This window comes from Sphingomonas sp. UV9 (genome assembly GCF_004101245.1).
Lineage (GTDB): Bacteria > Pseudomonadota > Alphaproteobacteria > Sphingomonadales > Sphingomonadaceae > Sphingomonas.
Genome location: NZ_SCIN01000001.1, coordinates 520,687 through 534,707, shown reverse-complemented (window position 1 = coordinate 534,707; position 14,021 = coordinate 520,687). Strand labels below are relative to the sequence as shown.

Annotated in this window: 10 protein-coding genes; 9 read left to right on the top strand and 1 reads right to left on the bottom strand. The window is 68.3% G+C overall.

Annotated elements, in window-relative coordinates; translation table 11 throughout:
• Window positions 1-58 precede the first annotated feature (58 nt).
• The 7 genes from tsaE to EQZ23_RS02140 all read left to right on the top strand — a co-directional run bounded on the left by tsaE (window position 59) and on the right by EQZ23_RS02140 (window position 9,390).
• Window positions 59-499: a tRNA (adenosine(37)-N6)-threonylcarbamoyltransferase complex ATPase subunit type 1 TsaE gene (tsaE, locus tag EQZ23_RS02170; RefSeq protein ID WP_128452826.1), complete on the top strand. Its 441-nt coding sequence runs from the start codon at window positions 59-61 to the stop codon at window positions 497-499.
• Window positions 496-1,476 carry a phosphotransferase gene (locus EQZ23_RS02165; protein ID WP_128453546.1) on the top strand — a complete coding sequence of 327 codons (981 nt, stop codon included), beginning with the start codon at window positions 496-498 and terminating at the stop codon, window positions 1,474-1,476. The genes tsaE and EQZ23_RS02165 overlap by 4 nt, the downstream gene beginning before the upstream one ends.
• Entirely contained in the window at window positions 1,473-2,228 is a 756-nt protein-coding gene (locus EQZ23_RS02160; protein ID WP_240663138.1) for a nucleotidyltransferase family protein, read from the top strand. The genes EQZ23_RS02165 and EQZ23_RS02160 overlap by 4 nt, the downstream gene beginning before the upstream one ends.
• Window positions 2,221-5,199 carry a double-strand break repair protein AddB gene (addB, locus tag EQZ23_RS02155; protein ID WP_128452824.1) on the top strand — a complete coding sequence of 993 codons (2,979 nt, stop codon included), beginning with the start codon at window positions 2,221-2,223 and terminating at the stop codon, window positions 5,197-5,199. Before EQZ23_RS02160 ends, addB begins: the two co-directional genes overlap by 8 nt.
• Window positions 5,183-8,626, top strand: a complete 3,444-nt coding sequence (gene addA / locus EQZ23_RS02150; RefSeq protein WP_164913362.1) for a double-strand break repair helicase AddA — start codon at window positions 5,183-5,185, stop codon at window positions 8,624-8,626. The genes addB and addA overlap by 17 nt, the downstream gene beginning before the upstream one ends.
• 64 nt (window positions 8,627-8,690) lie before the next feature.
• Window positions 8,691-9,014: a thioredoxin TrxA gene (gene trxA / locus EQZ23_RS02145; protein ID WP_055877560.1), complete on the top strand. Its 324-nt coding sequence runs from the start codon at window positions 8,691-8,693 to the stop codon at window positions 9,012-9,014.
• 91 nt (window positions 9,015-9,105) lie between these two features.
• Window positions 9,106-9,390, top strand: a complete 285-nt coding sequence (locus tag EQZ23_RS02140) for a virulence factor (protein WP_128452822.1) — start codon at window positions 9,106-9,108, stop codon at window positions 9,388-9,390.
• On the opposite strand, the gene argJ is transcribed toward EQZ23_RS02140, so the two are convergent.
• The gene (gene argJ / locus EQZ23_RS02135; protein ID WP_128452821.1) at window positions 9,391-10,611 is read right to left on the bottom strand and encodes a bifunctional glutamate N-acetyltransferase/amino-acid acetyltransferase ArgJ; all 1,221 of its coding nucleotides are present in this window, start codon (window positions 10,609-10,611) and stop codon (window positions 9,391-9,393) included. It lies immediately after the preceding gene.
• Window positions 10,612-10,740: 129 nt separating this feature from the next.
• Between argJ and EQZ23_RS02130 the strand changes: the two genes are divergently transcribed.
• Both EQZ23_RS02130 and secA read left to right on the top strand, forming a co-directional pair.
• Window positions 10,741-10,992 (top strand): hypothetical protein, encoded by a 252-nt coding sequence (locus EQZ23_RS02130; protein ID WP_128452820.1) that lies wholly within the window; start codon window positions 10,741-10,743, stop codon window positions 10,990-10,992.
• A gap of 99 nt (window positions 10,993-11,091) precedes the next feature.
• Window positions 11,092-13,830, top strand: a complete 2,739-nt coding sequence (gene secA / locus EQZ23_RS02125; protein ID WP_128452819.1) for a preprotein translocase subunit SecA — start codon at window positions 11,092-11,094, stop codon at window positions 13,828-13,830.
• The last annotated feature ends 191 nt before the right edge of the window (window positions 13,831-14,021 follow it).

Genomic DNA, 14,021 nt, shown 5'->3' with positions numbered 1-14,021 from the left:
CGATCGTAGAAAATGCGGACGGGTGGACCCCGGAACCAGTCGGGGGTGACGGAGAGTGGTGAGGCTCGCCGATCCCCACGCGACCGAGGCCTTCGGGGCGATGCTCGCCACACTCGTCCGACCCGGCGACGTCATCACCCTCCAGGGCACGCTCGGCGCGGGCAAGACCAGCGTCGCGCGCGGTCTCCTCGCAGCACTCGGTCTCGCCGGCGAAGCACCGTCGCCGAGCTTCGCGATCGTCCAGCCCTACGAGCCGCCCGAGGTGCGTTTCCCGGTCATGCACGTCGACCTCTACCGGATCGACGACCCCGCCGAGATCGAGGAACTCGCGCTCGACGACGCGCGCCATGACTCGCTGCTGCTGGTCGAATGGCCCGAGCGCGCAGGCCTCGATCATTGGCCCGATGCGCTTCGGCTGAGCCTGACGATCGAGCCGGATGGCACGCGCGGCTTGACTATCGGCGTGCCGGAAGCTTGGAGGTCGCGATGGCAGACATGACCCCGCCGCCCGGCGCCGCCGCTTTCCTCGACGCCCATGGCTGGGGAGGCGCGCAGATCCTCCCGGTCGCGGGCGACGCGTCGTTCCGGCGCTATTTCCGCGCCGTACTCGGCGATCAGCGGGCGATCCTGATGGATGCACCCCCGCCGCACGAGGATCCGCGGCCGTTCATCGCGATCGCGCAGTGGCTGGTCGCGCACGGGTTTGCAGCGCCCGAGATCCTCGCGAGCGATCTGACCCACGGGCTCGTGCTGCTGGAGGATTTCGGTGACGATCGCCTTCGCGAGGCGGTCGACGCCGCGCCCGCCGACGAGCTGTCGTTATATATGCCGGCGATCGATCTGCTGGTCCGGTTGCGCACGCAACCCGCCGGTCCGGTCCCGCCCTATGATCGCGCGGTGCTGAAGCGCGAGGCGGCGCTGTTCGTCGAATGGTACTGCCCGGCGGTCGGCATCGCGCCTGACCTCGCGGGTTGGGATGCGGCGTGGGAGGCGGTGTTCGATCACGCCGTTCCCGAGACGCCGGTCACCGTTTTGCGCGATTATCATGCCGAAAACCTGATGCTGGTCGGGTCGGAACGGTCGCTCGGGCTGCTCGATTTTCAGGACGCGTTGGCGGGGCATCCGGCCTATGATCTCGTGTCGCTGTTGCAGGATGCGCGGCGCGACGTCGATCCCGCGGTCGAGGCGGCGATGCTCGCGCACTACCGGGCGGCGGCCGATGCTGGGTTCGATGCTGGGGAAGACTTCATGAACGCGTATCACGTGCTCGGCGCGCAGCGGAACGCCAAGATCCTCGGCATCTTCACGCGGCTGTGGAAGCGCGACGAAAAGCCGCATTACGCGACGATGTGCCCGCGCGTGTGGAGGTATCTGGAGCGCGATCTGGCGCAGCCGGTGATGGCGCCGGTGGCGACATGGTTCGCGGCGAACATCCCCGCCGATCGGCGCGGCGATCCGATGGCGCGCGGCGCTTGACCCGCCAGCAGACGATCCGCCCGGTGCCCCGCGGCGTGGTCCCCGAGACGGCGATGGTGATGGCCGCGGGCCTCGGCAAGCGGATGCGGCCGCTGACCGCGACGCGTCCCAAGCCGCTTGTCAAAGTCGCGGGCAAGCCGTTGATCGACCACGTCTTCGAACGGCTCCAGGCCGCGGGGATCAAGCGTGCGGTCGTCAACGTCCATTATCTCGCTGACACGCTGGAGGCGCACGTCACCGGTCGGTTCGCGGGGATCGAGGTGGTGATCTCCGACGAACGCAAGCAGCTGATGGAGACGGGCGGCGGGCTCGTCCATGCCCGCGCGCTGCTCGGCGACGCGCCCGTGCTGGTGGTCAACAGCGACAATCTCTGGATCGACGGACCGGTCGACGCGATCAAGCTGCTCGCCTCGCGCTGGGACGATGCGACGATGGATGCGCTGCTGCTGATGGTGCCGCTGGCGCGCGCGCATAATCACGGTGGCACGGGCGATTTCCACCTCGACCCGACCGGGCGGATCACCGGCCGGCGCAAGCCCGGTCGGGTCGCGCCGTTCGCCTATACCGGCATTCAGATGATCCATCCGCGGCTGATTGCGGACTGGCCCGAGGGACCGTTCTCGACCAACCTGTTCTGGGACCGCGCGATCGCCGCGGGCCGCGCTTATGGGCAGGTCCATCAGGGCCTGTGGTTCGACGTCGGCACGCCCGCCGCGATTCCCAGGACCGAGGCGATGCTCGCGGATGGCTGACGTCGCCACGGCGGGTCGCCCGACGCTGTACACGATCCCGGCGCACCGCGCGTTTGCGGATGCGCTCGTCGCCGGGCTGATGCGGCAGGCGGGGCGCGACCCGTTGGCGCTGGCGCGTGCGCTCGTGGTGCTGCCGAACAACCGCGCGGTGAAGGCGGTGACCGAGGCGTTCGTGCGGGCGAGCGCCGGCGGGCTGGTGCTGCCAAGGCTGGTGCCGCTCGGCGATCCCGAGATGGGCGAGGCGGTCGGTGCGGCGCTCGATCCGGCGGACGATGTCGATCCGCCACTGCCCGCTGTGCCGCCGTATCAGCGGCGCATGATCCTCGCGCGGCTGGTGTCCGAAGAGCGCGCGCGCGAAGGCCATCCGGTCGATGCCGCCGAGGCCGTGCGGCTGGCGGGCGAACTGGCGCGGACGCTCGATCAGTTGCTGGTCGAGGAAGTGCCGCCGACGCGGTTGCGCGAAATCGAGCTAGGGCCCGAGCTGACCGAGCATTGGCAGCGCGCGCTGGCGACGTTCGAGATCGTGCTGCAACGCTGGCCGGGCGAGCTTGCGCAACTGGAGCGGATCGATGCCGCGACGCGGCGCTCGGCGTTGCTCGATCGGCTCGCCAAGCGGTGGCGGAGTACGCCGCCGGCCGGGATCGTCTGCGCCGCGGGCGTGACCGATTCTGCGCCGGCCGTCGCGCGGTTGCTGCGATGCATCGCCGACATGCCGCACGGGATGGTGGTGTTCGCCGGGCTCGACCTCGCGCTGCCGGACGGGGAATGGGACGCGCTCGGCCCGCATGATCCGCATCCGGTGACGGGTCTCACGCGCCGCTCGATCGAGACGCATCCGCAGTTCGACGCCAAGCTGATGCTGCAACGCATGGGCGTCGCGCGCGGCGAGGTGCAGACCTGGCGCGAAGGCGGCGGGCATGACGCCGACGCCGCGCGCGGGCGGGCGATCGCCAACGCGCTGGCACCTGCCGACTTCACCGGCAAATGGACGCAGATCGCCGCGGAGGATCGCCGGTTGAAGGGCGTGACCGCCGCCGAACTCGCGACCCCGGCGGAGGAGGCGCAGGCGATTGCACTTGTCCTGCGCGAGGCGCTCGAAACGCCGGAGCGGACCGCGGCGCTGGTCACGCCGGACCGTGCGCTCGCGCGGCGGGTGGCGGCGCATCTCGGGCGCTGGGGCATCGGCATCGACGATAGCGCGGGGCGGCCTCTGTCGATCCTGCCGCCGGGGACGTTGCTGCTGGCGCTGGCCGAGGCGGCGGCACAGCGCTTCTCGCCGCTCGCGTTGCTGGCGTTGCTGAAGCATCCGCTTGTTCGTGCCAGCGAAAAACCATCCGAACGCCCCATACGCCTCGAATGGCTAGACGGTGCGCGCGCGCTCGACCGGCGGCTTCGCGGACCGCGACCGGCCGCGGGGCTCGACGGGATCGCCGGGCATCTGGAGGAGCGCAAGGGCACCGCGGCGACGTGGTGGGCCGATGTCCAGCCGTTGCTCACTCCGCTCGCGGGTGCGTTCGACCAGGGGCCGCAACCGCTCGCGTCGGTGCTCGCGTGCCTGCGCGAGACGGCGCAGACCCTGTGTGGCGACAATCTCTGGTCGGGGCTGGCGGGACGCGCGGCGGCGCAGTTCCTCGCGGATCTGGAGGCGGAGGCGCCCGCCGGACCGCCCGAGATCGATCCGCGCGAATTGCCGCAATTGTTGCGGACCTTGCTCGACGAGGTCGCGGTACGGCCCGCGCCGGGTGGTCATCCGCGGCTCGCGATCTACGGCCTGATCGAGGCGCGGTTGCAGACCGCCGACGTGATGGTGCTGGGTGGCCTCAACGAAGGCGTCTGGCCGGGCCGTCCCGCGCCCGACCCCTGGCTCGCGCCGCGCATCCGCATGGAACTCGGCCTGCCGGGCCTCGAACGCCGCGTCGGCACGGCCGCGCATGATTTCGCACAAGCGCTCGGTGCCCCCCGCGCCGTCGTCACCCGCGCGCGCCGCGATGCGAAGTCGCCCGCGCTCGCGTCGCGCCTCTGGCTGCGGTTGCAGGCGCTGGCCGGCGATCGGTTCGAACGCGCCACCGCGCTCGAAGGCTGGACGCGCGCGCTCGACGATCCGGGTGAACACAAACCCGCCGACCGCCCCGCACCGTCGCCGCCGGCTTTGCTCCGTCCCAAGGCGATCTCCGTCACCGAGGTCGATCGCCTCAAGGCCGACCCCTACGCCTTCTACGCGCGCCGCGTGCTCGGGCTCATGCCACTCGATCCGGTCGATGCCGACCCCAGCGCGGCGTGGCGCGGCACCGCGGTGCACGACATTCTCGAGCAATGGTGGAAGCAGGACGGCTGCACCGTCGACACGCTGCGGCTGCGCGCGAAGGCGATGCTCGACGACGAGCGCACCCACCCGATGATGCGCGCGCTGTGGCAACCGCGGTTGCTGGAGGCGATCGACTGGATCGCCGGCGCGATCGTCGCGCAAGGCGAGGATGGCCGCACCGTCGCGAGTGCGGAGGGCAAGGGCAAGATCGACATCGCTGGCGTAACCTTGTCGGGCCGCTACGACCGGATCGACCGGCTGCCCGACGGAAGGCTCGCGGTCATCGACTACAAGACCGGCAAGCCGCCATCGCCGACCGCGGTCCGTGCGGGGTACAGCCTGCAACTCGGCCTGCTCGGGCTCATCGCCGAGCGCGGCGGGTTCCCCGACGTCTCGGGCACCGCAGGCGCGTTCGAATATTGGTCGCTCGGCAAGAAGCGCGACGCGTTCGGCTATATCGACAGCCCGGTCGATCCCGAAGGCAAGCGCGACAAGATCCCCACCGCCGAGTTCACGTCAATCGCCGCGCACAACTTCACCGAAGTCGCGGGCGAATGGCTGACCGGCAGCGCCGCGTTCACCGCCAAGCTTGTCCCCGAATATGCCCCCTATGCCGAGTATGACCAGCTGATGCGCCGCGACGAATGGTATGGCCGTGAGCGCTGACGGCCTCGCCACGCTGCCCCGGCTGAAGGGCGCGCAGGCCGACGCCAGCAACCCGGCGTCGCACGTCTGGCTGTCCGCATCGGCGGGCACCGGCAAGACGCAGGTGCTGGCGGCGCGCGTGTTCCGGCTGTTGTTGCGCGGCGTCGATCCCGGCGCGATCCTGTGCCTGACCTTCACCAAGGCAGGCGCGGCCGAGATGGCGCAGCGGATCAATGGGCGGCTAGCAGCCTGGGTGCGGATGCCCGCCCCGGCGCTGGCGGCGGACCTGATCGCACTCGGCGAGAGCCCGGTGCAGGCGTTGCAGGATCGTGCGCGCACGCTGTTCGCCAAGGTCCTCGACGCGCCCGGTGGCGGCTTGCGAATCCAGACGATCCACGGCTTTTGTCAGGGACTGCTCGCGGCGTTCCCGGTCGAAGCGGGCCTCACGCCCGGCTTCCGCCCGCTCGAAGCCCGAGAAGAGGCGGGGCTCGCCCGCGAAGCGCTCGCCGGCATGCTGTCCGACGCCGAGCGCGAAGGCCGCGAAAGGCCGGTCGAGATCGTCGGCCGTCTGTCGCTGCGGATGGGCGAGGGCGGGGCGGAAGCGTTCCTGCTCGCCTGCGCCCGCGCGCTGCCTGCTCTTGAGGCACTCCCGGTTGGCATCCAGCCCTGGCTTCGCCGCGAACTCGGGCTGCCCTCGGGCGATATCGACGAGGCGATCGCCGAATGGTGCGACGCGCTCGATCTCGACGCGATCGCGCGTATCGCGGCGGCAAACCGTGCCTGGGGCACCGCCACCGGGCAAGCCGCCGCGGCAACCGTGCAGCGCTGGCTCGACTCCGAGGATCGCGCGGCGACCTTGTCCGATCTCGCCAGCATCGTGCTGACCGGCACGGGCACGCAGCGCAAGGCGTCGAAGAAGCTGATCGATGCCGAACCCGACTACGAAGTCCTCGCGCGCGATCTGGGCGAGGCCTGCACCGACGTCCTGTCGATGGTCCAGCGCGCAACCTATTGCGACCTGCTCGCCGACGGGCTGGAGGTGGGCCGCGATTATGCCCGAGCCTACGCGCTCGCCAAACGTCGCGCGGGCGCCGTCGATTTCGACGACCTGATCGCGACGACGGTGGCGCTGCTCGACCAGCCGGGGATCGGCGAATGGGTGCGTTACAAGCTCGATCAGGCGACCGAGCATCTGCTGATCGACGAGGCGCAGGATACCAACGGCCACCAATGGCGGATCGTGCGCGCGCTGGCGGACGAGTTCTTCGTCGGCCGCGGCATCTACGCGCCATCGACGCGGACGCTGTTCACGGTCGGCGATTACAAGCAGGCGATCTTCGGCTTCCAGGGGACCGACCCGCTCAATTTCCAGGCGGCCGAGCAGTATTTCGGCGGGCGTGCAACCGAGGCGCTGGGCGACGACGACTGGCCCGAGGAGGAGCGGGGGCTGCCGCTCGCGCGGTTGTCGCTGCGGCATTCGTTCCGGTCGACGCGGACCGTGCTGGAGTTCGTCGATGCCGCGATCGACGCGATCGGCGAGCCGGGTCTCGGCATCGCGGGCGAGGTCGAGCGGCATGCCAGCGAGGTGGCCGGGCCGGGGACCGTGACGTTGTGGCCGCCGGTGTCGGCGGGCGGCAGCGAGGACGACGAGGAGGGCTGGGTCGACGACGCGGTGCGGAAACTCGCCAGCGATATCGCGCGCGCTGTGAAGCGCTGGCTCGCGCCCGACACGGGGCTGATGCTCGAGAGCAAGGGGCGCAGGCTCCGGCCCGAGGACGTGATGATCCTCGTCAAGCGGCGCGGCGACCTCGCCTCGCTGATCGTCGCGCGGCTTTATGCCGAGGGCGTGCCGGTGGCGGGGGTCGACCGGCTGCGGCTGAACGCGCCGCTGGCGGTGCAGGATCTGCTCGCGACGATCCGCTTCGTCTTGCAGCCCGAGGACGATCTGAGCGTCGCGGCGCTGCTCGTGTCGCCGTTGATCGGGTGGACGCAGGACGAGCTGATGGCGGCGGCGCCGCGTGAGGCGGGGCCGCTCTGGCGCCACCTGCAACGCACGCAGTCGCCTGCGCGGCTCGCGCCGTTGCTGGCGATGCTCGCGCGGGCGGACATCGCGACGCCGTATCAGTTTCTCGAGGAGCTGTTGTCGGGGCCGCTCGACGGTCGCCGGAAGCTGATCCGGCGGCTCGGGACCGAGGCGCGCGATCCGATCGAGGAGCTGCTCAACGCCGCGCTGACGTTCGAGAGCACGACGACGCCGTCGTTGCAGCGCTTCCTCGACTGGTTCGATCGCGGCGATGTCGAGATCGTCCGCGATCCGTCCGCGCCGCTCGATGCGGTGCGGGTGATGACGGCGCATGGCGCGAAGGGGTTGCAGGCGCCGTTGGTGATCCTGGCGGATGCGACCGCGGATCCGTCGGCGGCGCCGCGCTCGATTCTGAAATGGGCGCCCGAGCCCGGCGCCGCGCCGATTCCCGTGTTCCGCCCGCGGTCGAACGAGCGCGGCGGGCCACTCGACGCGGTCGTCTCGGCGGCCGAGCAGCGCGAACTCGAGGAGCATTGGCGGCTGTTCTACGTCGCCGCCACGCGCGCCGAAGAGCGGCTGGTGATCGCCGGTGCGCTCGGGCCGCGCGCCAAGGGTGTGCCCCCGGAGAATAGCTGGTACGCGGCGGCCGACCGTGCGCTGACCGCGCTTTCCGTTCCGCCTTCGGAGGAGGGCAGCGGCGAGGAACGGCGGTTCGTCGGGGTCGAGCCCCAGCCTGCGGTCTTGGCGAAACCTGCGACTTCGATCCGACAGGTGGACAGCGCGGACCTGCCGGCGTGGGCGCACCAGCCCGCCCCGGTCGAGTCGCGTCCACCGCGTCCCTTGTCACCCTCCGCGCTCGGCGAGGACGCGGTATCCGATCCACCACCGACACCCGCGATGCGGCTAGCGGCGGAACGCGGGCGGCTGATCCACGCGCTGTTCGAACGCCTGCCGGCGATCGTGCCGGGCGAGCGGCCGCAGGCGGCGGATCGCTGGCTCGCCAAGGCCGGTGGTGTCGACGACGCTGCCGCCCGATCGGAAATCGTCGCCAGCGTCATGGCCGTGCTCGACGATCCGCGCTTTGCCGAGCTGTTCGGCGCGGATACGCTCGCCGAAGCACCGATTGCCGCGACCCTCGCGAACGGCATGGTCGTGTCGGGCACGGTCGATCGCCTGCTGATCGAGGCGGACCGGATCCGCGTGATCGACTTCAAGACCGGGCGCCGCGCACCCTATGCGCTGACCGACGTGCCCGACTATCACGTCAAGCAGCTCGCCGCCTATGTCGAGGCGCTGCGCGTGATCTTTCCCGGGCGCTCCGTCGAGGCGGCGTTGCTGTATACCGCCGGTCCGCGGCTGATCGCGTTACCGCTCGAACTGCTCGCCGAGCACAAGCCGCGCTATCGACCCGCGGAGCAAAGCTAGCGTCCCGGTGGTTGAGCCGATGCACGCGCGATCCTAGATTAAGAACAACCAAGGAGAATTCACGATGGCGACCAAGCAGATCACCGATGCTAGCTTCGATGCGGACGTACTGAACGCCGACGGCCCCGTGCTCGTCGATTTCTGGGCGGAATGGTGCGGCCCGTGCAAGATGATCGGGCCGTCGCTCGAAGAGATTTCGGAGGAGCTGGGCGAGAAGGTGACGATCGCCAAGCTCAACATCGACGAGAACCCCGATGCGCCGGGCAAGTACGGCGTCCGCGGAATCCCGACGATGATCCTGTTCAAGGGCGGCGCCCCCGCGGCGACGAAGGTCGGCGCGGAGCCCAAGGGCCGGCTGAAGGCCTGGCTCGAGGGTGAGCTGGCCTGATGCAATGCCCGCCTGATTGCGGTACATCATGGTCATGACGATGATGGGGCACAATCGGGCGGGCACGTCCCCCGCAAAGCGGGGTGGTAGCATGTACGCGATCGTATTCGATCTCGATTTTTCGATGCTCGAGCAGATGTATCCCAACTCGTCGTGGCGCAACGGCTATCGCGACGTCGGCGATATCCTCAACAAGCGCGGTTTCGAGCGGCAACAGGGCTCGACCTATTTTGGCAACGAGAACATCTCGGCGGTGGATTGCGTTCTGGCCGTCCAGGAACTGAACCGAACCTATTCCTGGTTCAGCCCAGCGGTCAGCGACATTCGCATGTTGCGGATCGAAGAGAATAACGATCTTTCGCTCGCGCTCCGGTAGTTAGCTCCGATAATCGGCGTTGATCGAGATATACCGATGCGTCAGGTCGCAGGTCCACACAGTCGCTCGGCCGTCGCCTAGCGCCAAGTCCACGCCGATCTCGATTTCCTGACCCTTGAGATGCGCTGACACCGGCGCCTCGTCATAACCGCTGAGCGCCAAACCGCCCTCCGCGACCTGCGTATTCCCGAACCGGATTGATAACGTATCGCGCTCCGCTGGCTCGCCAGCCTTGCCCACAGCCATCACCACGCGCCCCCAATTGGCGTCCTCGCCGGCAATCGCGGTCTTTACCAGCGGCGAGTCGGCGATGCTCTTGGCGATCCGGTGCGCGCTGCGATCGCTATCGGCGCCGGTGACCTGCACCTCGATCAATTTGGTCGCGCCTTCGCCGTCGCGGATGACGAGCATCGCCAGCTGATGACACAGATCGCTGATCGCCGCCTGGAAGGCATCCGCGCCCACGCTCTCCTCGTCCGCCAGCGGCGCATTCCCCGCCTTGCCGGTCGCAAAGGCCAGCACGGTGTCGCTGGTCGACGTGTCGCTGTCGACCGTGATGCACGAGAAGCTCGGCGCGTTCGCCTTCGACAGCGCCGCCTGCAGGAATTCCGGCTCGACCGCGGCATCGGTGAAGATGAAGCCGAGCATCGTCGCCATGTCCGGCGCGATCATCCCGGAGCCCTTGATGATCCCGACGAGCGTGACGGTCCGATCGCCGATCACCGCCGTCGTCACCGCGCCCTTGGTGAAGGTGTCGGTCGTCATGATCGTCGCGGCGGCGTCCTCCCAGCCGCACGGCGCGGCGGCGAACGCGGCATCGAGCCCGGCTTCGGCCTTGTCGATCGGCAGCGGTACGCCGATCACGCCGGTCGAGGCGACGAAGACGTCGGACGGCTGGCAGCCGAGATGCGCCGCAGTCCGCGCGGCGATCGCCTCGACCGCGGCGCGACCACGCGATCCGGTGAACGCATTCGAGTTGCCGGCATTCACGACAAGCGCACGGGCCTGACCCAGCGTCAGCGCAGCCCGGCACCATTCGACCTCGGGGGAGGGGCATTTGCTCTGCGTCAGCACGCCCGCGACCACCGTACCCGGCGCCAAAGTCACGAACGTCAGATCGCATCGGTCCCAAGTCTTGTACGCTGCGCGCGCGACATGCAGGGCAACGCCGTCGATTGAAGGCGCATCGGGGAAGGGCAAGGCAAGCGGGGAGATCTGCATCCCTCCTTCATACTCGCTGCAATCCGGCGGGCAAGATGATGCGCGGACCCGGCGTCCCCGCGTCCGCCGGGTGCTGCCGAGAGACGAACGGTAGATTTATCGCGCAAGCTCGCATAAAGCCCAAGACGCATGAACCTGCTGCTGCTCCTCTCCGCCCTGCTCTCCGCGCTGACCGGCGCGGTGCCTGGCGTGCGCGGCCAGTCGGCACAGGCTGTCGCGCAGGGCAACGTATGCTCGCAGTCGGTGGCAGCAACCCCTGCCAAGGTCTTGATAAGGCCCGTATCCAGCCTCGCGCCGCTACCCGAGGTCGCCGTCGCCAATGCGCTGCGCACCATCGCCGTCGTCGCGCTCCCGCTATGGACCGATCGCCGTCGCGAATAGCGTCTAGGTGTGACTATATCGTAACCTTTGGATCCGCGTGATCCCTTCCGCGTGCGTGCCTCAGCGTGCCGCCGCGCCATAATTTCAGGAAATCAGCCCATGTTCGGTGGCTTTGCCAAATCCATGTTCGGTTCGTCCAACGACCGCTACGTCAAGTCGCTCAACCCGATCCTCGCCAAGATCGCCTCGTTCGAGCCCGCGCTCCAGGCGATGTCGGACGAGGAGCTCTCCGCGCAGACCGTCAAGTTCCGCGCGCGGCTGGCGGACGGCGAGAAGCTCGATGCCCTTCTCCCCGAGGCGTTCGCGACGGTCCGCGAGGCCGCGCACCGCGTGCTCGGCCAGCGCCATTACGACGTCCAGATGGTCGGCGGCATCGTCCTCCACCGCGGCGAGATCGCCGAGATGCGCACGGGTGAGGGCAAGACGCTCGTCGCCACGCTCGCGACCTATCTGAACGCGCTGCCGGGCGACGGCGTCCACGTCGTCACCGTCAACGATTACCTCGCGGCACGCGACGCCGAGTGGATGGGGCAGGTCTACACCTTCCTCGGCATGACGATCGGCGTCATCATCCCCAACCTGTCGGACGAGGACCGTCGCGCCGCCTACGCAGCCGACATCACCTACGGCACGAACAACGAGTTCGGCTTCGACTATCTGCGCGACAACATGAAGTACGAGCGCAGCGCGATGACGCAGCGTGCGTTCAACTTCGCGGTGGTCGACGAGGTCGATTCGGTGCTGATCGATGAGGCACGCACGCCTTTGATCATCTCCGGCCCGACCGACGACAAGTCCGAGCTGTACATGCAGGTCGACGCGGTCGTTAAGCAGCTCGATCCGATCGACTACGACAAGGACGAGAAGCAGAAGACGATCATCCTCACCGAGGACGGCACCGAGAAGGTCGAGCGGATGCTCGAGGCGGCGGGGCTGCTAGAGGGGCAGAACCTGTACGACTTCGAGAACACGCAGGTCGTCCACCACCTCAACCAGGCACTGCGCGCGATCGTGATGTTCAAGTCGGACATCGACTACATCGTCAAGGACGGCAAGGTCATCATCATCGACGAGTTCACCGGTCGCATGATGGACGGCCGGCGCTGGTCGGACGGCCTGCACCAGGCGGTCGAGGCCAAGGAAGGCGTCCAGATCGAGCCCGAGAACCAGACGATGGCGTCGATCACGTTCCAGAACTATTTCCGCATGTATCCCAAGATCGGCGGCATGACCGGCACGGCTGCGACCGAGGCGGCCGAGTTCTACGACATCTACAAGATCAACGTCGTCAGCATCCCGACCAACGTCACGGTCAAGCGCGTCGACGAGGAGGACGAGTTCTACAAGGATACGCGCGACAAGTTCGCGGCGATCGCCAAGAAGATCAAGCATCACGCCGATCTCGGCCAGCCGGTGCTGGTCGGCACGGTGTCGATCGAGAAGTCCGAGATGTTGAGCGAGTTCCTGGTCGGCGAGAAGGTCGATCACAAGGTGCTCAACGCGCGCTTCCACGAGATGGAGGCGCACATCGTTGCGCAGGCCGGGCGCAAGTCCGCAGTGACGATCGCGACCAACATGGCGGGCCGCGGCACCGACATCAAACTCGGCGGCAACCTCGAATTCCGCATGCTCGACGAGCATCCCGAGCTGGTCGAGGGCACGCCCGAATACGAGACCGAAGCGGCGCGAATCACGATCGAGATCGAGGCGGAGAAGCAGGCGGTGCTCGCCGCGGGCGGTCTGTTCGTGCTCGGCACCGAGCGGCACGAGAGCCGGCGCATCGACAACCAGCTGCGCGGGCGTTCGGGGCGTCAGGGCGATCCCGGCCTGTCGCGCTTCTACCTCAGCCTCGACGACGATCTGCTGCGGATCTTCGGGCCGGACACGCTGTTCGCCAAGATGATGCGCAACAACATCGAGGACGGCGAGGCGATCGGCAGCAAGTGGCTGAGCAAGGCGATCGAGACCGCGCAGAAAAAGGTGGAGGCGCGCAACTACGACATCCGCAAGCAGGTCGTCGAATATGACGACGTGATGAACGAGCAGCGCAAGGTCATCTACGAGCAGCGCGCGGACATCATGGATGCCGATACGGTCGGCGACGTGGTGACCGACATGCGCGCGGAGACGGTCAACGTGATCGTCGGCGACGCGTGCCCGCCCAACTCGTACCCCGAGCAGTGGGACGTCGCGGGGATGAAGACGCGGCTCGCCGAGGTGCTGAACCTCGAGCCGCAGATCGACGCGTGGCTGCTCGAGGAGTCGGTCGATCCCGAGGTTCTCGAAGAGCGTATCCGCACGATGGCCGACGAGGCGGTCGCGCAAAAGTCCGCCGATCTCGATACCGAGACGTGGACGTCGGTCGAGAAGTCGATCCTGCTCCAGAATCTCGATCATCACTGGAAGGAGCATCTCGCGACGCTCGACGCGCTGCGTCAGGTGGTCCACCTGCGCGCCTATGCGCAGAAGACGCCGATCAACGAGTATAAGCAGGAGGCGTTCTCGCTGTTCCAGCGGATGCTCGAGACGATCCGCGAGGACGTGACCAAGACGATCGCGCATGCCCAGTTCCAGATGCAGGCGCCGGTCGGGCTGCCTGAGCTGCCGGACTTCATCACGACGCATTTCGACCCCTTCACCGGCGACGACAATTCGAACGATTTCGATGGCGGCACGCGCGGCCACATCACCTCGACGATGCCGCCGTTGCAGATCCCACAGCCGCAGGAGGCCGATATCGGCGAGGATCCGGCGAACTGGGAGGGTGTGGTGAGCCGCAATGCGCCTTGCCCGTGTGGGTCGGGACGCAAGTATAAGCAGTGCCACGGTGCGGTTTGAGGGGGCCTGGCTGAGCCTTCTAGCCACCCCCGGCGAAAGGCCGGGGCCCAATTGGTGAGGTCGTCGTAACGTAGCGTACCCGTCGTTAGGGACGTCCCCCAATTCGTCCCCGGCCTCCGCCGGGGTGGTAAGTGGAAGCTGGCCTCTCCGTTCTCCCGCGGAGGCGGGAGTCCAGGGTAACGGGAGATGCC